At 60.3% G+C, this 17,313-nt stretch carries 16 protein-coding genes; 8 read left to right on the forward strand and 8 right to left on the reverse strand.

The genetic code is table 11. From position 1 onward, the window contains the following. A partial coding sequence (locus D8V06_RS16425; RefSeq protein ID WP_153189260.1) for a UvrD-helicase domain-containing protein occupies positions 1–658 on the reverse strand: 658 nt, incomplete at its 3' end. A 263-nt stretch (positions 659–921) separates the two neighbouring features. Here D8V06_RS16425 and D8V06_RS16430 point away from each other — a divergent pair. After that, positions 922–2,595 carry a bifunctional diguanylate cyclase/phosphodiesterase gene (locus D8V06_RS16430; RefSeq protein WP_056854143.1) on the forward strand — a complete coding sequence of 558 codons (1,674 nt, stop codon included), beginning with the start codon at positions 922–924 and terminating at the stop codon, positions 2,593–2,595. Positions 2,596–2,732: 137 nt separating this feature from the next. On the opposite strand, the gene D8V06_RS16440 is transcribed toward D8V06_RS16430, so the two are convergent. Then, on the reverse strand, positions 2,733–4,130 hold the full coding sequence (locus D8V06_RS16440) for a NorM family multidrug efflux MATE transporter (RefSeq protein ID WP_056854373.1): 1,398 nt from the start codon (positions 4,128–4,130) through the stop codon (positions 2,733–2,735). A gap of 158 nt (positions 4,131–4,288) precedes the next feature. On the opposite strand from D8V06_RS16440, the gene D8V06_RS16445 reads away from it, so the two are divergent. From D8V06_RS16445 to D8V06_RS16460, 3 genes are all read left to right on the forward strand, one after another. Continuing rightward, positions 4,289–5,209 (forward strand): LysR substrate-binding domain-containing protein, encoded by a 921-nt coding sequence (locus D8V06_RS16445; RefSeq protein WP_056854142.1) that lies wholly within the window; start codon positions 4,289–4,291, stop codon positions 5,207–5,209. A gap of 182 nt (positions 5,210–5,391) precedes the next feature. Then, entirely contained in the window at positions 5,392–7,368 is a 1,977-nt protein-coding gene (locus D8V06_RS16455) for a methyl-accepting chemotaxis protein (RefSeq protein ID WP_130931325.1), read from the forward strand. Between the two features lie 195 nt (positions 7,369–7,563). After that, a complete protein-coding gene (locus tag D8V06_RS16460) occupies positions 7,564–8,778 on the forward strand; it encodes an aldose 1-epimerase family protein (RefSeq protein WP_130903810.1) in 1,215 nt (404 codons plus the stop codon). On the opposite strand, the gene D8V06_RS16465 is transcribed toward D8V06_RS16460, so the two are convergent. Beyond that, complete coding sequence (locus D8V06_RS16465) at positions 8,775–10,268, reverse strand: YifB family Mg chelatase-like AAA ATPase (RefSeq protein WP_056854139.1); 1,494 nt, start codon at positions 10,266–10,268, stop codon at positions 8,775–8,777. The two genes, D8V06_RS16460 and D8V06_RS16465, sit on opposite strands and share 4 nt — an antisense overlap. A 233-nt stretch (positions 10,269–10,501) precedes the next feature. Next, positions 10,502–10,762: an accessory factor UbiK family protein gene (locus tag D8V06_RS16470; protein WP_130903811.1), complete on the reverse strand. Its 261-nt coding sequence runs from the start codon at positions 10,760–10,762 to the stop codon at positions 10,502–10,504. A 420-nt stretch (positions 10,763–11,182) separates the two neighbouring features. Between D8V06_RS16470 and glnK the strand changes: the two genes are divergently transcribed. The 4 genes from glnK (at position 11,183) to sutA (ending at position 13,960) form a co-directional block, all read left to right on the forward strand. Then, positions 11,183–11,521, forward strand: a complete 339-nt coding sequence (gene glnK / locus D8V06_RS16475) for a P-II family nitrogen regulator (RefSeq protein WP_002555808.1) — start codon at positions 11,183–11,185, stop codon at positions 11,519–11,521. Between the two features lie 35 nt (positions 11,522–11,556). Continuing rightward, on the forward strand, positions 11,557–12,894 hold the full coding sequence (locus D8V06_RS16480) for an ammonium transporter (protein ID WP_056854130.1): 1,338 nt from the start codon (positions 11,557–11,559) through the stop codon (positions 12,892–12,894). 215 nt (positions 12,895–13,109) lie between these two features. Next, complete coding sequence (locus D8V06_RS16485) at positions 13,110–13,535, forward strand: secondary thiamine-phosphate synthase enzyme YjbQ (RefSeq protein WP_056854129.1); 426 nt, start codon at positions 13,110–13,112, stop codon at positions 13,533–13,535. A gap of 101 nt (positions 13,536–13,636) precedes the next feature. Further along, complete coding sequence (gene sutA / locus D8V06_RS16490; RefSeq protein ID WP_034147693.1) at positions 13,637–13,960, forward strand: transcriptional regulator SutA; 324 nt, start codon at positions 13,637–13,639, stop codon at positions 13,958–13,960. 199 nt (positions 13,961–14,159) lie between these two features. Here sutA and D8V06_RS16495 read toward each other — a convergent pair whose 3' ends face one another. The 4 genes from D8V06_RS16495 to dapF all read right to left on the reverse strand — a co-directional run. Continuing rightward, positions 14,160–14,867 (reverse strand): HAD-IA family hydrolase, encoded by a 708-nt coding sequence (locus D8V06_RS16495; RefSeq protein WP_056854128.1) that lies wholly within the window; start codon positions 14,865–14,867, stop codon positions 14,160–14,162. Beyond that, positions 14,864–15,763, reverse strand: a complete 900-nt coding sequence (gene xerC, locus D8V06_RS16500) for a tyrosine recombinase XerC (RefSeq protein WP_056854127.1) — start codon at positions 15,761–15,763, stop codon at positions 14,864–14,866. The genes D8V06_RS16495 and xerC overlap by 4 nt, the downstream gene beginning before the upstream one ends. Before the next feature lie 2 nt (positions 15,764–15,765). Next, positions 15,766–16,491, reverse strand: coding sequence for a DUF484 family protein (locus D8V06_RS16505; RefSeq protein WP_130903813.1), 726 nt, complete (start codon positions 16,489–16,491; stop codon positions 15,766–15,768). Between the two features lie 13 nt (positions 16,492–16,504). Continuing rightward, the coding region (dapF, locus tag D8V06_RS16510) for a diaminopimelate epimerase (protein WP_130931326.1) at positions 16,505–17,313 on the reverse strand (809 nt) is incomplete at its 5' end.

Consider the following 17,313-nt stretch of genomic DNA (forward strand, 5'->3'; position numbering starts at 1 on the left):
TGGTGTCCTGGTATTCGTCCACCAGCAGGTAGCGCACCTTGTTCTGCCACTTTTCCAGGATGTCGGCATGTTCTTCGAACAGTTTTACCGGCAGCAGGATTAGGTCGTCGAAGTCCACCGCGTTGAACGCCTTGAGCGTGCGCTGGTAGTGGGTGTAGACGATGGCAGCGGTCTGCTCTTTGGGGTTACGCGCGTTTTCCAGGGCCTGGGCCGGCAGGATCAGGTCGTTTTTCCAGGCGCCGATCATGTTCTTGATCTCGTCGACACCGTCGTCGCCCGAGTATTCCTTCTGCATGATGTCGGTCATCAGGGCCTTGACGTCTGTCTCGTCGAAGATCGAGAAGCCCGGTTTGTAGCCCAGCCGCACGTGTTCCTTGCGGATGATGTTCAGGCCCAGGTTGTGGAAGGTGCAGACCGTCAGCCCGCGACCTTCACCGGCACGCAGCAGGGTGCCGACCCGTTCCTTCATCTCGCGGGCGGCCTTGTTGGTAAAGGTCATGGCGACGATGTACTGGGCGCGGATGCCGCAGTTCTGGATCAGGTGCGCGATTTTGCGCGTGATCACGCTGGTCTTGCCGGAGCCTGCACCGGCGAGCACCAAAAGAGGGCCGCCGACGTAGCTCACGGCTTCTTGCTGCCGGGGATTGAGTCGGGACATAGGTAAATTCAGGAGTCAGTCACGAAATGGGCCGGCATTTTAACAGGCTCAGCAAATTGTGCTGCTCTCTCCGACTTGTGACGCAACACGCGATCTCTAATTGCCGCTTTTGTTACTTTCACGCAGGATGCGCAACGGATTTGCGTCTAATGTTCGTAATTCCGGATACAAAGACCTCGTTTGATAACTGATGTCATTGTCATTAGTTGTCGGCACGGCATAATGCCCGTCGCCTACATCTTTGCAGAGTCTAGGGAGCTAGCTTGTCTACGCCTGTCGAACCCTTGCGTTTGCTGCTACTGGCCGAAGAGCCAGCGTGGGCAGCGTTGTTGCGCGAGTGTCTGGCTCCGATGGGGAGCTCGGCCGTGCTCATCAGCGCGCCGAGTTGGGAGTCGGTCAGCAGTCTGTTCGATGACAACCGCAGTGCGGTGTTATTGACGATCCCGGCTCTTCAGCCGGCGCCGGGCCGTTGCTGTCTGCCGACGGTGTTGCTGCTTGAGCACGAGCCGCTCACACCGCCCGACGGCGTCAGCGACTGGCTGGTTCGCGAGCATCTCGACCCCGGCATGCTGCGCCGCTGTCTGCGGCATGTGCGCGAGCGGGGCGTGCTGGAGACCACTTTGCAACGCCTGGCCGAGCAAGATCCGCTCACCGGTATTGCCAACCGCCAGGGCTTCCAGACCCTGCTGACGGCGCGCCTGGCGGAAAACGACGGTCGCGGTCTGGCGCTCGGGCATCTCGACCTCGATAACTTCCGTCATGCCAACGACGCCCTTGGCCATCAGGCGGGCGACCGGTTGATCCTGCAAGTGGTCGCCCGGCTCAAAAGCCAGCTCGAAGCCGGTGATCAACTGGCGCGGCTGGGCAGCGATGAGTTCGCTTTGCTGATCGATACCCGCCGCGCCCCTCAGCGCGCCGAATGGATGGCCGAACGCATCACCGAAGCGCTGGCCGAGCCCTACTGGGTCGACGGCGAAAGCCTGTTGATCGGTTCCAGCCTGGGCATCGCCCATGCCCGTGCCCAAGCCGGTGCCGACCCGTTGATGTGGCATGCGCACATTGCCATGCAGCAGGCCAAGAGCACTCAAGGCTGCACCTTCCACATCTTCAACGAACGCATCAATCGCAATGCCCGCAGCATTGCCGATCTCGAAACCGAGCTGCGCCGGGCGTTGCGCCGCGATGAGCTGGAACTGCATTACCAGCCACGCCTGAACCTTGAGGACGGGCAGATCGTCGGTCTCGAAGCGCTCGTGCGCTGGCGTCACGCTGAACGCGGGTTGTTGCCGCCAAGCGAATTCGTGCCGCTGGCCGAACAAAGCGGCCTGATCGTGCCGCTGGGTTACTGGGTGATTTCCCGTGCCCTGCGTGACATGCAGGCATTGCTGGAACTGGGTTTGCCGCCGTTGCACATGGCGATCAACTTGTCGTTCCGTCAATTCCAGGACAGCCAGTTGCTTTCGACCTTGAGCCGGTTGATTGCCGAGCGCGGCGTCGAGGCACAGTGGCTGGAATTCGAATTGACCGAAACCGCGGTGATGCGTCGTAGCGATCTGGTGAAGCAAACCATGGATGCCCTCGGGCGTCTGGGCGTGCGCTTCTCCCTCGACGACTTCGGCACCGGGTTCTCATCGTTCGTGCACCTCAACAGCCTGCCGATCACTTTGCTGAAGATCGACAAGAGCTTTGTCGGCGGCATGGAACAGCGCGAAGAGAACCGCAAACTGGTCCACGCGATGATCAACCTGGCGCACAACCTCAATCTCGAAGTCGTCGCCGAAGGCGTGGAAACGCCAGAGCAACTGGAATTGTTGCGCGGGTTCGAATGCGATCAAGTGCAGGGCTATCTGATCAGCAAGCCGTTGGCGCTGGCGGACCTGGTGGAGTACCTGATGTTTGGCAGCAGCCAGCAGCCGGCGCTGGAAGTGGTGGTGTAACCGTAACGCTTGCAGGAACGCGCTTTGGGTGGCGAGGGAGCTTGCTCCCGCTGGGTCGCGCAGCGACCCCAAAAGCTTTGCGACAGCTGCGCAGCCGAGCGGGAGCAAGCGCCCTCGCCACACAATCCTCGGGGATTTCAGTCAGGTTGAGCCATCCGGAAACCTTCCTCGAGTGTTGGCTCCCGCCGAATCATCCGCTTCATCTTCCACTCAAACGCCAGCGTCAAACTGACCGCCGCGCAAGCCAGTCCCAGCGCCAGGCCCCACCAGACGCCCGTCGGCCCCCAGTTCAAATGGAACGCCATCCACCATGCGGCCGGTGCGCCGATCAGCCAATAGCATCCCAGGCCGACCAGGAACGTGGTCTTGGCATCCTTGAGCCCGCGAATGCAGCCCATGGCAATGGTTTGCGTGCCGTCGAACAGCTCGAACCACGCCGCTACCGCCAAGAGGCTCACGGCCAGATTGATGACTTCACGGAACGCCGGGTCGTTGTGGTCCAGGAACAGGCCGATCAACTGATTCGGCAGCAGCCAGAAGACCATTGCGAAACACAGCATCGCCGCCGCACCGAAGGCGATGCCGACCCGGCCGGCCAGTCGCGCATCGAGCAATTGCCCGGCGCCGTAATGCTGACCGATGCGCATGGTGATGGCGTAGGAGATGCCCGCCGGGACCATGAACGCCACCGAGACGATTTGCAGGGCGATCTGGTGCGCCGCCAGTTGGGTGCTGCCCATGGTGCCCATGCACAACGCCGCGAACGCAAACAGTCCGACTTCCACTGCATAGGTGCCGCCAATCGGCAGACCCAGTCGCCACAGCTCCTTCAAATACTGTCGGTTGAGCCGCAGCAACCCCTGGCGCAGCGGATACGCCTCGTACGCAGGATGCCGGCGAATGTGCCATGCCAGCGCCAGGGCCATGAGGTTGGCGACAATCGCGGTGACCAGGCCGATGCCCATCAAACCGAGTTTCGGCAGGCCGAACATGCCGGTGATCAACGCGTAGTTGAGCAGGAAGTTGGCCACCGTGCCGCCCAGGCTGATAACCATCACCGGTGTCGCGCGGCCGATGGCGCTGGTGAAGCCGCGCAAGGCCATGAAACTCAGATAACCGGGCAGGGCGAACGGCAAAAAGATCAGAAATTGCCCCGCCGCTTGTACGTTGCTTTCGGTCTGGCCGAACAGCAGCAACACCGGTTTGAGGTTCCACAGCAGTAACCCGGCGCCCAGCGCCATCAGCCAGGCCAACCACACTCCGGCCTGGGTCAGTCGGGCCGCGCCAAGAATGTCGCCCGCGCCCTGACGGATCGCCACCAGTGTGCCGACCGCCGCGATCACGCCAATGCAGAAAATCGACACGAACGAATACGTCGCCGCACCCAGCCCGCCACCGGCCAGCGCCTCGGGACTCAGGCGGGCCATCATCAAGGTGTCGGTGAGCACCATCAGCATGTGCGCCAACTGTGAGGCAATCAACGGCCCCGCCAGCCGCAGGATGGCCCAGAGTTCAGTACGTGCTGGATGCTGCATGGTCATCAGGCTCGATCATCAACGTGAAGAGGAAAGCACCGATTCTCGGCGCTTCACGGGGTTTGCACAAAGGGATAAAAAGGATGGATGGCATGATTCAAACTCATGCTGCAGAGTTTCTGCTAGGGTGGCCAAGTCCCGCTGTAGGAGCATTCCCAATGTCACGTCGTCTTCCTCCCTTGTATGCCCTGCGCGCATTCGAAGCGGCGGCGCGGCATAGTTCGTTTACCCGCGCAGCCGAAGAGCTGTCGATTACCCAAAGCGCAGTCAGCCGGCATATTCGTACGCTCGAAGAGCATTTTGCCTGCCGCTTGTTTCATCGCAGTGGCCGCAACCTGCAACTGACCGAATCGGCGCGACTGATCCTGCCGGGCATACGCGAGGGCTTCACAGCACTTGAGCGAGCCTGCAATACCCTGCGCGCCGAAGATGACATCCTGCGCATGAAGGCGCCGTCGACCCTGACCATGCGCTGGCTGCTGGCGCGGCTCAGTCGATTTCGGCACCTGCAACCGGGTAATGAAGTGCAATTGACCAGTGCCTGGATGGACGTTGATTCGGTGGATTTCAACCATGAACCGTTCGACTGCGCTGTCATCCTCAGCAACGGGAACTTTCCTCCGGACTGGGAGGCAAGTTTCCTGTTCCCTGAAGAACTCATTCCTGTGGGCGCACCGAATCTTCTGAAGGATCAACCCTGGGACGTAGCGCGTCTGGCCAGTGCCGAACTCTTACATCCAACGCCCGATCGGCGCGACTGGCGCAATTGGCTGGAGCATATGGGCTTGACTGATCAAGTGTCGCTCAAGGGTGGGCAGGTCTTCGACACGCTGGAGTTGGGCATGATCGCCGCCGCGCGAGGATACGGTGTTTCCATGGGGGATCTGCTGATGGTGGCGGAAGATGTCGCCCAGGGGCGGTTGAGTCTGCCGTGGCCGACGGCCGTCGCCAGCGGTGAGCATTATTACCTTGTCTGGCCGAAAACGCGCCCGGGAGGCGAACGTTTGCGCCGTCTTGGCGACTTCCTGCAGAGCGAAGTACGAGCCATGGAATTGCCGGATGTCCACCGATTGAGCTGAATCGATAGAGCTGCCTGGGTGATGGCTTTAAGCTATATCCCGGCGAATTACTCAAGTATCTCGATTTGCCGCCGAAAATCTGCATGTTAGGACCTTCGTGCAGGTTCGACATATTGTCCATTATTAGAAATGTTGCTGAGCATTGGGGTCGGGATGATCCAGTCGCTCGGCCAGGAGCTGTCATGTCTCAACCTCGTGCCCGGATCGCCTCACAGCTTGGTCTCGCGCTTGCCGTGATACTGGCCATTGTCATCACCGGCAGTACTTTGTTCGCCCTGCGTTCGCTGGACACGGCCAACCTGGCGACCCGCGAAGAGCACTTGGCCAGTGAGGCCCGATTGCTGGCCGATCAGTTGAGTACTTTCCACGGCACATTGCGCGAAAGCACCCAACGCCTGGCAGGGCTGTTCGAGAAGCGCTTCAGCGCGGGCCTTACCGTGCACCCGGATGAACCGGTGAATGTGGCGGGCACGCAGACGCCGGGCCTGCACCTGGGAAGCGAAGTGCTCAACAACAACTTCAAGGAAGTTGATGAGTTCAAGCAGATGACCGCGGGTGTGGCCACGGTGTTCGTGCGCAGCGGCGAAGAATTCATTCGCGTCAGCACCAACGTCACCAAGCAGGACGGCAGCCGCGCCATCGGTACGGTGCTCGATCATGCGAACCCGGCCTATGCTCGATTGATGGCGGGGCAGAGCTTCGTCGGTCGATCCCTGCTTTTTGAACGTTTTTACATGTCGCAGTACACGCCGCTGCGTGACAGCAGCGGCAAGGTGTTCGCGGTGTTGTACGTAGGTTTTGATTACACCGATGCGCAGAAGGCCCAGTTCGAAAACCTCAAGCGCTTCCGCATCGGCCAGACCGGTTCGCTGGCGCTGCTGGATGAGCAAAACAAATGGCTGGTGCCGATTGCCGGTGTAGAAGCCCTGGACCAGGCTGTCCCGGCCATCAATGAGCTGGCGAAAACCCCGGGTAAAGGCGAGTTCTGGAGCGACAAGACCGAAGACTTCTACAGCATCGCCGTGCCGTTCGAGGGGGGGCCGTGGTCGGTGGTGGCGAGCATGCCGAAAACCGAAATCAGCGCCGTGACCTGGAGCGTCGGTATTCAGTTGGCAATCGGCAGTTTGCTGGCGATGCTGATTGCGGTGGGTTCGGCGGTCTGGTTATTGCGCAGCAAACTCGCGCCGTTGGGTGATCTGGTGCGTCAGGCCGAAGCATTGGGTGCCGGTGATTTGAGCGTGCGCTTGAACGTGTCGAGCAACGACGAGATCGGTCAACTGGCCCGCGCCTTCAACCAAATGAGCCAGGCGCTGTCGACGATGGTCGAGCACATCCGCAAGGCTTCGGTAGAGGTCAACAGTCGCGCCCAGGCGCTCTCGGGGCTGTCCGGTGGTGCCTACGAAGGCATGGAGCAGCAGTCGGGCGAGATCACCAGCATGGCCGGTGCCGTCGAAGAATTCAGCGCCACGTCCCTGAACATCGCCGACAACATGGGCAACACCCAGCGTCTGGCTCAGGAAAATGCGCAACAGACGCAAATCGGTCGAACGTCGATGGATGAAGCGTCCTCGTCTCTGGAGCAAATCGCCGGGGCGTTGAACAGCACTGCAACGGTGATCAACACCCTGGGTCAGCGCTCCCAGGAAATCGGCGGCATCGTCGGCGTGATTACCTCGATTGCCGAACAAACCAACCTGCTGGCGCTGAACGCGGCGATCGAAGCCGCCCGCGCCGGCGAGCAGGGTCGTGGCTTTGCGGTGGTGGCTGACGAAGTCCGTAACCTGGCATCCCGTACCCGCCAGGCGACTGACGAAATCTCCGGCATGATCCAGAGCATCCAGCAGGAAACCGGCAATGCCATCAGCACCATGGAGCAGGGCAACGTGCTGATGCAGGAAGGCTTGTCGCGTAACGCCAACGTCGCTACGGCATTGGCGCGCATCGACGAACAAAGTCGCTCGGCCGGCCAGCAATTCGCTGCGATCACCACGGCGACCCAAGAGCAGAGCAGCACCGCGACCTTGCTCAGCAGCAATTTGCAGAGCATTGCGTTGGCCAACAGTGAACAGCGTGAAGTGGTGGCCAATCTGGCAGTGACCGCCAAAGAGCTGGAGAAACTGGCGGCGGATCTGCGTTCCGAGGTTGATCGGTTTCGGTGAGGTGTTGCTGACATAGACTTTGCGTGCGAACTCGCCCTCACACCGTCCGTATTACACAGGATAGGGTAAGGGCCTGCTCGCGAAGGCATCAGTGTCGATTGTTGAGTTATCGCAGCGTCAAACCTGTTTTTCTTACTTGCTGAAACGTTTCCGCAGCGCTATAAAAATGGCACAACTCCAATAAAGGCTGCTGCCATGTCCCCGCTCAAACTTGCCGTCGCCCTCGGCGCGCTGTCCGCTGCTACCCACGCCATGGCCTGGGATTACGTCCTTCTCGATGCTGACAAGCCCGCGCAAAACTGGACCATCACCAGTGAGCAGCTTGGCGTGAAAACCGATAAACCCTTTTCCGTGAGCCTGCGCACGTTGCACGGTGGGCGGCAGGAAGGTGTCAGCATCGTTGATATCGATAACGGCACAATGAAACTCTCGGTGGTGCCGACCCGGGGCATGAATGTCCTGCACGCCTCTGTTGGCAACGTGCGCATGGGTTGGGATTCGCCCGTCAAGGACGTGGTCAATCCGGCCTTCATCGAACTCAGCGGGCGCGGTGGTCTGGGCTGGCTGGAAGGCTTCAATGAACTGGTGACCCGCTGCGGTTACGAATGGGTCGGCCATCCCGGCATGGACAATGGTGAGCTGCTGACGTTGCACGGTCGCGCTGCCAACATCCCGGCCAGTACCGTCACGCTGCACATCGACGAAAAACCACCCTACGCCATCAGCCTTCGCGGCGAGCTGAAAGAGCAGGCCTTCAAGAAAGTCGACTTTTCGGTTGTCACTGAACTGGTCACCCAGCCCGGCAGCGTGCGTTTCGTACTCAACGATACGCTGACCAACAACGGCGATTATCCAAAGGAATACCAGACGCTTTACCACAGCAACTTCAGTAGGCCGTTCCTTGAACAGGGCGCACGTTTTGCCGCGCCGGTTAAACAGGTTTCGCCCTTCAACGACAAGGCCAAGGGCGATTTGGCGGACTGGAATACATATCGCGGGCCGACCAAGGATTACGACGAAACCGTCTATAACGTCGTGCCCTATGCTGACGCCAAAGGCGAAACCCTGACTGTTTTGCACAACCAGGCTGGAAGCCTCGGTGTTTCCGTTGGCTTCAATACCCAGCAGTTGCCCGTATTTTCCCTGTGGAAAAACACCGATACCCAAGGGCAGGGCTATGTCACCGGCCTTGAACCGGGTACCAGTTTTTCCTACAACCGTCGCTATCAGCGACCGCTAAATCTGGTGCCTACCATTGCATCGAAGGAACACAAACAGTTTCAGATCAGCTACAGCCTGCTCGCGGACAAAGACGCTGTGGATAACGCCTTGAAGCGTGTGACCGAGATTCAGGCCGGGAGAGAAACCGAATTGCGGCAGACACCGCTGGTTGACCTGACCGAACATTAAGGCGTCGCTGGCCGGTATTGCAGCGCTTCGGCAAGGTGCTCACGTTTGATGGTATCGACTTGCTCAAGGTCGGCCAGTGTCCGGGCGACCTTGAGTAAACGATGCGCCGAACGCAGCGACAATGTCAGCCGTTCACAGGCTGACTCCAGCCATTTCTCATCAGCTGTGGATAACTGGCAGTGTCGCTTCAGCCCCGGCAGATCGAGAAACGCGTTGGCACAACCCTGGCGTTTCTGCTGTCGTTCTCGAGCCTCTGCCACCAAAGCAGCGGCGCTGGCACTGTCTTCTCCAGGCTTCACCTGCGGGTTCAACGCCGTCGCTTCACGCGCCACCGTCAGGTGTAGATCGATTCGGTCGAGCAGCGGTCCTGACAACTTGTTGCGATAGCGCTGCACCATGTCCGGCGTGCACGAACACTTGCCGCTCGGCTCGCCAAGATATCCGCAGGGGCACGGATTCATCGCCGCTACCAACTGGAAGCGTGCCGGAAAACGTACGCGATCCTTGGCCCGGGCAATGACGATATGCCCGGACTCCAGCGGCTCGCGTAATACCTCCAATACCTTGCGATCAAATTCCGGCAGTTCGTCCAGAAAAAGCACGCCGTGGTGGGCCAGGGTTATTTCGCCGGGTTGCGGTTTCGAGCTGCCACCAACCAAGGCTGGCCCCGATGCCGAGTGGTGCGGTTGACGGAATGGGCGCTGCGGCCAATGAGTCAGCGGCGCGCCACTGGCAACTGACTGAATCGCCGCCACCTCCAAAGCCTCGCTCTCGGCCAGGGGTGGCAGCAGCCCCGGCAACCGGCTGGCCAACAATGTTTTACCGGTTCCCGGAGGCCCGTTGAACAACAGGTTATGCGCCCCCGCAGCAGCAATCAGCAATGCCCGTTTGGCAGCCAGTTGCCCCTGCACTTCATTCAAGTCGGGATAAGGCTTGCTGGCATGCATCAACCCGTCAGACACATACGGCTCAACCGGCGTATGCCCGTTGAAATGCGCCACCGCTTCCAGCAAATGATCCACGGCGTAGACCTTCAACCCCGAGGCCAGACACGCCTCCTCGGCATTCGCTCGCGGTACCACCAGCGCACGACCAGCCTTGCGCGCCGCCAGTGCTGCCGGCAGCACGCCGCGTACCGGCCGTACCGCTCCTGACAACGCCAACTCGCCCAAGCATTCCACCTCGTCCAGTGTCAGACATGGCACCTGCACACTCGCCGACAGAATCCCCAAAGCAATCGCCAGATCAAACCGCCCGCCATCCTTGGGCAGATCCGCCGGAGCCAGATTCAAGGTGATCCGCCGCGCCGGAAACTGCAGCCCGGAATTGATGATCGCGCTGCGCACCCGATCCTTGCTCTCCTTCACCGCCGCCTCGGGCAGCCCGACCATGGTCAGGGAGGGCAAGCCATTGGCCAGATGGACTTCGACGGTGACAGCGGGGGCTTCCACGCCAATCTGGGCGCGACTGTGGACGATGGAGAGGGACATGGTGTTCCTTGAAATGTACAGGGGCCGCTTCCTGCGGTTCTTCAAGGGTAGTCAGGAGATGAGAGTTTCGCGTGGCGGGAGTGAAGGCAAAATTTCACGGGATGTTGCGAGCCATTCTGGGATGCCGGGTTTGGGATCAATAGATCGGAGCCTGCAGCAGCTCCTGCAAGCGAAGCGGAAGGTTGTTCCGACCTTCAATCGCGAGCAGGCTCGCTCTTACAGGGCTTGCGGCGTCACTCGGCTGGAGGAGTGAGCCTCGCTTCCAGTTCCGCAACCTTCGCTTCAAGCGCTTCCAACCGTGCCCGCGTGCGCGCCAGCACCACCATCTGGCTATCAAACTCTTCGCGACTCACCAGATCCAGTTTGCTGAAGCCGCTCTGCAGCAACATTTTGAACTGACTTTCGATTTCAGCTTTCGGCAGAGGCGTGTCGCCACTGAAGAGGCGGGAGGCGGTGCCGGTCAGGGCGTCGAGGAAGTCTTTGGGCGCGAGCATGGGAAGAGGTCCTGATAACAATGGCAGGCAGTGTATCACGCAGTGTCTATAGTCATTTTCGTGGGCAATGGATGCACGCTTTTCGCGCATGCGGACGGACGGCATCGCACCGTTGTTGTGCGTATCGCGTCGGGCATTGTGGTGATGATCTGGTCATCTGCGAGCAAGGGCTTGAAAACAGAGGATTTTGCGGAGATGGCAAGCTTTCTGCTTAGACGCTAGTGACCCATGCACTGATGCAGTCGCTGTGACGAATGCAGTGCGCCAGGCGAAACGGGGAAGTGTTTCGCAAGGAGCGGTTAACTGGCGTCGGACGGGCAAGTCAGAGCCGACGATGCGTTACAAAGCCAGGCACTGCGCTTAGACTTGAGACGGGTTTGTTTTCCTGGGGCAAGTCCACCAATTCGGGAGAGAGTTTTCATGAAGCTAGTCACTGCCATCATCAAGCCGTTCAAGTTGGACGACGTGCGCGAGTCGTTGTCCGAGATCGGCGTGCAGGGCATTACCGTTACTGAAGTCAAAGGCTTCGGTCGGCAGAAGGGTCACACCGAGCTGTATCGTGGCGCGGAGTACGTGGTCGATTTCCTGCCAAAGGTGAAGATTGATGTCGCCATTGACGACAAGGATCTCGACCGGGTTATCGAAGCGATAACCAAGGCCGCCAACACCGGCAAGATCGGTGACGGCAAGATCTTCGTGGTCAATCTGGAACAGGCGATTCGCATCCGTACCGGCGAAACCGATACCGACGCAATCTAAGCCGCCACAAACCCAACGCCCCAGGAGAAAACAATATGACTCTGCGTAAAATCGCAGGGCTAGGAGCCCTGTTGTCCCTCGTAATGCCCGGCCTGGCCATGGCGGCAGACGAAGTGGCAGCCCCAGTCCTCAACTCCGGCGACACCGCCTGGATGATGACCTCGACAGCCCTCGTGCTGTTCATGACCATTCCCGGCCTCGCGCTGTTCTACGGCGGCATGGTTCGGTCGAAAAACATTCTTTCCGTGATGATGCAGTGCTTCGCCATTACCGGTCTGATCAGCGTCCTGTGGGTCATTTATGGCTACAGCATCGCGTTCGACACCACCGGCATGGAGCAGGGCGTCGTCAACTTCAACTCGTTCTTCGGCGGCATGGGCAAGGCTTTCCTCGCCGGGGTCACGCCAGCCAGCCTGACCGGCCCGGCGGCGCTGTTCCCTGAAGCGGTGTTCATCACCTTCCAGATGACGTTTGCGATCATCACCCCGGCGCTGATCGTCGGTGCATTCGCCGAGCGGATGAAGTTCTCCGCGATGCTGATCTTCATGGGCATCTGGTTCACCCTGGTTTATGCGCCGATCGCACACATGGTCTGGTCCGGCAACGGCGGCCTGATGTGGGACTGGGGTGTGCTCGACTTCGCCGGTGGCACCGTGGTGCACATCAACGCCGGTGTGGCCGGTCTGATCGCCTGCCTGGTACTGGGCAAGCGCAAAGGCTTCCCGACCACCCCGATGGCGCCGCACAACCTCGGTTACACCCTGATGGGCGCAGCCATGCTGTGGATCGGCTGGTTCGGTTTCAACGCCGGTTCCGCCGCTGCGGCCAATGGCACTGCCGGCATGGCGATGCTGGTGACCCAGATCGCCACCGCCGCTGCCGCACTGGGCTGGATGTTCGCCGAGTGGATCACCCACGGCAAACCAAGCGCATTGGGCATCGCCTCGGGTGTGGTTGCCGGCCTGGTTGCCATCACTCCGGCCGCGGGCACCGTTGGCCCGATGGGCGCATTGGTGATCGGTCTGGCTGCAGGCGTGGTGTGCTTCTTCTGCGCCACCACCCTGAAACGCAAACTCGGTTATGACGATTCCCTCGACGCCTTTGGCGTGCATGGTATCGGCGGTATCCTCGGCGCGATCCTGACCGGTGTGTTCGCTGCGCCGTCGCTGGGTGGCTTCGGCACCGTGACCGACATCGCCGCACAAGTGTGGATTCAGTGCAAAGGCGTGGGCTTCACGGTGATCTACACCGCGATCGTCACTTTCATCATTCTCAAGGTACTCGACGCCGTCATGGGCCTGCGTATCACCGAAGAAGAAGAGGCTGTCGGCATCGATCTGGCGCTTCACAACGAACGCGGCTACAACTTGTAAGCACGCGCATTGAAAAACTTGCCCGGCTTGCCGGGCATTTTTTTGTCTGCAATTTGTCATTGAAGTAAGCGCTGAAAGGTTTTTTCTTACAGCTTTGGCGGTGTTTACGACACGTGTTTTTGTACCGTCGATGGCTTACATGACTGGAGGATTATTAGGCCCTTTGTTTTTTCCCAGAGCGCGCTAGAATGCGCCCCGAACGTGCGGAGAACTGTATGTGGCAACAGACTCTGATAACCCTGCGGGCAAGGCCCCGGGGCTTTCATCTGGTAACGGACGAGTTACTCGCCGGCTTGCCTGAACTCAAGGCGTGCCGGGTCGGTCTGTTGCATTTGTGGCTGCAGCATACCTCGGCGTCGTTGACCATCAACGAGAACGCCGATCCGGCGGTACGTCGCGACTTCGAACGATTTTTCAATCGTCTGATCCCACAAGGAACAGACGGCTATGAGCATAACGACGAAGGCCTGGACGACCTCCCGGCGCACTTCAAGGCCAGCGTACTTGGCTGTCAGCTCAGTTTGCCGATCTCGGCAGGCCGATTGGCGTTAGGGACCTGGCAAGGTGTTTATCTGGGCGAGCACCGTGATCATGGCGGTGCTCGTAAAGTCCTCGCCACCTTGTACGGTGATGGGGCATAACCGCTGGTCAGCAGCGGCTGTTGATTTTTTTCCGGCAGCCTTCGACAGAGGGCAAAGCTGGGCTATAACTAATCTGCTTTTCGCAAGTCATGAGGTAGAACATGAGCGACGATGATCTGGAAAACGACGACCTCGAAGTAGGCGACGAAGACGAGGCCGAAGAAGGCCTGGAAGCAGCAGCGGAAGACGTTGCTGACGACGACGGCGGTGATGCGCCCGCGCCGACTGCCAAAGGCAAGGCCAAGGCCGCGGTATCGGTTGATGAACTGCCGAGTGTCGAAGCCAAGAACAAGGAGCGCGATGCCCTGGCCAAGGCCATGGAAGAGTTCCTTGCGCGTGGTGGCAAGGTGCAGGAAGTGGAGGCCAACGTGGTCGCCGATCCGCCCAAGAAGCCAGACAACAAGTACGGCAGCCGGCCTATCTGAGCCTGCTTCGCGCTTGCTGAAAAAGCCCGCCGTCGCCGCGGGCTTTTTCATGTCTGAAAAAAAACAGGGATGTTGCGACGCGGTCATTGTGGCGAGGGAGCTTGCTCCCGCTGGGTAGCGTAGCGACCTCCAAATGTTGTGCGACTGCTTCGCAGCCGAGCGGGAGCAAGCTCCCTCGCCACAAAGAATGAGGATTGTGTCAGGCGCAGGTGGTGTTCCAGCGAGCGAGCAACGCCGGCAACTCGGTCAGGCTGCGAATCTCGGCATCCGGCAGACGCTCGGCCTCCCAGTCCTTGCCCGCCGGGTTGAACCAGATTGCCCGCAATCCAGCCTGTTGTGCACCGGCAATGTCGTCGCCCGGATGATCACCGATATGCACCGCCGATTCCGGCACTGCACCACCGCGCTGCAGAGCTTCATGGAACAAGCGCGCGTCAGGTTTGGCGATGCCGATATCTTCGGCGCATAGCGCAAATTTGAAGTAGTCCGCCAGGCCTAGCCGACGCACATCGGCGTTGCCGTTGGTGACCACGCCGAGGGCGTAATGGTTGGCGAGGATTTCCAGGGTGGGTTCGACTTCGGGAAATACCTCGATCTGATGCCGGGCGTGCAAGAACACTTCAAAACTCTTGTCCGCCAGATCCGAGGCTTCTGCGTGGGTGTATCCGGACTCTTCCAGCGCCTGGAACAAGACGCGCCGACGCAAGGCGCTGATCCGATGCTTGAGTCCCGGCTCGCTGCTCAGAATGCGTTCGCGAATGGCCCACAAATGCTCCACCGGCACCGCACCCAGATTGGGCGCGTGCTCGGTCAGCCATTCACGCAAAACGGCTTCGGCGCTGACGATCACCGGGGCCGTGTCCCACAGGGTGTCGTCGAGGTCGAAGGTGATCAACTGAATACTCATGAATCATCGCCTTTCATGCGTTTGGCCCGTGGATGGGCGCTGTCGTAGACCGTGGCCAGGTGCTGGAAGTCCAGGTGGGTGTAGATTTGCGTGGTCTTGATGTCCGAATGGCCGAGCAGTTCCTGCACCGCCCGCAGGTCCTGGGAGGACTCCAGCAAATGGCTGGCAAAGGAGTGCCGCAGCATGTGCGGGTGCAGGTTTTGCCCCAGTTCACGTTCACCGGCCGCTTTGACCCGCACCTGTATCGCCCGGGGGCCGAGACGTCGGCCTTGCTGGCTGATAAATACCGCGTCATCTGCCGGGTTGGCCAGTGCGCGCAAGGGCAACCACTGTTCCAATGCCTCGCGAGCCTTCTGGCCCACCGGCAATAGCCGTGTCTTGCTGCCTTTGCCGAGCACCTGGACCATGCCGTCGGCAAGGTCGAGCTGCTCAAGATTGAGCCCGGTCAGCTCGGACAGCCGTAAACCGGAAGAGTAGAAGAGTTCGAGAATCGCCTGATCGCGACGCGCGAGAAAGTCATCCTCCACACCCCCTTCAAGCAATTGCAACGCGCGGTCGGTGTCGAGGGTTTTCGGCAGGCGTCGCTCGCCCTTGGGTGGTGCCAGGCCATTGGCCGGGTCGTGGTCGCACAGGCCTTCGCGGTTCAGATAATGATAGAGCCCGCGCACGGCTGAAAGCAGGCGCGCCAGGCTGCGCGAGGATTGGCCCTGGGCATGCAGACGGGCGATCAGGCTGCGCAAGCGCTGGATATCCAGCGCTGCCCAGCTGCCGATATTCTGTTTGACGCACCAGCCCAGCACTTTATCGAGGTCGCGGCGATAAGCCGACAGCGTGTGCGGCGACACCTGCCGCTCACTGCGCAGGTGTTCGCAGTAAGCGTCCAGTTGCCGTTCCATGTTCAGCGTACCGAGCGCAGGGAGCTGTTGACCCGTGGCAGCACGCGGCCCATGACTTCGGCGATGTAGCTGAGGAACAACGTGCCCACCGAACTTTTGTAGTGCTGCGGATCACGGCTGGCGATGGCCAGGATGCCGTGGATGCCTTGATGGCTGATGGCGACGACGGCAGTGGAGCCAATCTGCTTGCGCTGTTCTTCGCCGAACAGAAAGTCCAGCTCATGTTCACGCAGACTGCCGCTGACGCTTTTATCTTCCAGCAACAGGCCGCCGATGGCCACCTGTGCCTCGGCGTGGGTGACCCAGCGGCCCACCGGCATGGCGTTGTCGCCAAGCAGGATCAGACTGACGAAGGGCACCTGGAAATCCTGGCGCAGGCTGTCTTCGACGCAGATCACCACATCTTCCAGGCTGGTGGCGTCCATCAGCGCGAGAATCAGGCGGCGGGTCTTGTCGAAGAGTCGATCGTTGTCGCGGGCCACATCCATCAAATGCGAAAGACGATGGCGCAGTTCGATGTTGCGATCGCGCAGGATGGTCATCTGCCGCTCCACCAGGGACACGGTGTCGCCGCGCCGATGGGGAATGCGCATTGCCGGCAGCAGTTCTTCGTGCTCGACGAAGAAGTCCGGGTGAGCCTCCAGGTACGCGGCAATCGCCGCCGCCTCCAGGCTCTCGGACGGCGTTTCGTCGGACTGTCGGGCGGGTACCTGAGGCTTATCGGTCATGACGTTGGCTCACTCAAAGACGTACTTGTCCTTCGTATACGCGGACTGCCGGGCCGGTCATCAGCACCGGTTGGCCAGGGCCTGCCCACTCGATGGACAGCCGCCCACCCGGCAGGTCGATCAACAGTGGCGAATCCATCCACCCCTGGCTGATCGCCGCTACTGCAGCGGCACAGGCGCCGGTACCGCAGGCCTGGGTTTCCCCGGCCCCGCGTTCCCATACGCGCAACTGCGCTCGGCCCCGGTCGATGACCTGGAGAAAACCGACGTTGACCCGCGCCGGAAAGCGCGGGTGATGTTCGATTTTCGGCCCCAGTTCATGCACCGGTGCATTGTTGATATCGCTGACCCGCACGACGGCATGGGGATTTCCCATCGACACGGCAGCCAGCTCCACTGGCGTACCGTCGACGTCAACCTGATAACTCGTCGCCTGTTCCGATGCCTGGAACGGGATATCGGCCGGTACCAGGCGCGGGGCGCCCATGTTCACGCCGATCTGGCCGTCACTGCGAACGTCCAGCTCGATGATGCCGCTTTTGGTCTCGACGCGAATCTGCCGCTTGGCGGTCAGGCGCTTGTCGAGAACGAAGCGGGCGAAACAGCGCGCACCGTTGCCGCATTGCTCCACTTCGGAACCATCGGAGTTGAAGATCCGATAGCGGAAATCCACATCCGGGTTGCTCGGTGCTTCAACGATCAGCAATTGATCGAAGCCGATGCCGGTGTGCCGATCACCCCATTGCTTGGCGTGCTTGGGCAGAATATGCGCGTGCTGGCTGACCAGGTCGAGGACCATGAAGTCATTGCCCAGGCCGTGCA

The sequence above is a fragment of the Pseudomonas sp. Sample_24 genome, from assembly GCF_004307605.1.
Lineage (GTDB): Bacteria > Pseudomonadota > Gammaproteobacteria > Pseudomonadales > Pseudomonadaceae > Aquipseudomonas.

What these genes read in the sequence shown, in the direction of transcription:
- D8V06_RS16440 (WP_056854373.1), bottom strand. Translation starts at nt 4,130, where the DNA reads ATGCAGCATCCAGCACGTACTGAACTCTGGGCCATCCTGCGGCTGGCG.
- D8V06_RS16495 (WP_056854128.1), bottom strand. Translation starts at nt 14,867, where the DNA reads ATGAGTATTCAGTTGATCACCTTCGACCTCGACGACACCCTGTGGGAC.
- sutA (WP_034147693.1), top strand. Translation starts at nt 13,637, where the DNA reads ATGAGCGACGATGATCTGGAAAACGACGACCTCGAAGTAGGCGACGAA.
- D8V06_RS16445 (WP_056854142.1), top strand. Translation starts at nt 4,289, where the DNA reads ATGTCACGTCGTCTTCCTCCCTTGTATGCCCTGCGCGCATTCGAAGCG.
- xerC (WP_056854127.1), bottom strand. Translation starts at nt 15,763, where the DNA reads ATGGAACGGCAACTGGACGCTTACTGCGAACACCTGCGCAGTGAGCGG.
- D8V06_RS16480 (WP_056854130.1), top strand. Translation starts at nt 11,557, where the DNA reads ATGACTCTGCGTAAAATCGCAGGGCTAGGAGCCCTGTTGTCCCTCGTA.
- D8V06_RS16505 (WP_130903813.1), bottom strand. Translation starts at nt 16,491, where the DNA reads ATGACCGATAAGCCTCAGGTACCCGCCCGACAGTCCGACGAAACGCCG.
- D8V06_RS16455 (WP_130931325.1), top strand. Translation starts at nt 5,392, where the DNA reads ATGTCTCAACCTCGTGCCCGGATCGCCTCACAGCTTGGTCTCGCGCTT.
- D8V06_RS16465 (WP_056854139.1), bottom strand. Translation starts at nt 10,268, where the DNA reads ATGTCCCTCTCCATCGTCCACAGTCGCGCCCAGATTGGCGTGGAAGCC.
- D8V06_RS16470 (WP_130903811.1), bottom strand. Translation starts at nt 10,762, where the DNA reads ATGCTCGCGCCCAAAGACTTCCTCGACGCCCTGACCGGCACCGCCTCC.
- glnK (WP_002555808.1), top strand. Translation starts at nt 11,183, where the DNA reads ATGAAGCTAGTCACTGCCATCATCAAGCCGTTCAAGTTGGACGACGTG.
- D8V06_RS16460 (WP_130903810.1), top strand. Translation starts at nt 7,564, where the DNA reads ATGTCCCCGCTCAAACTTGCCGTCGCCCTCGGCGCGCTGTCCGCTGCT.
- D8V06_RS16485 (WP_056854129.1), top strand. Translation starts at nt 13,110, where the DNA reads ATGTGGCAACAGACTCTGATAACCCTGCGGGCAAGGCCCCGGGGCTTT.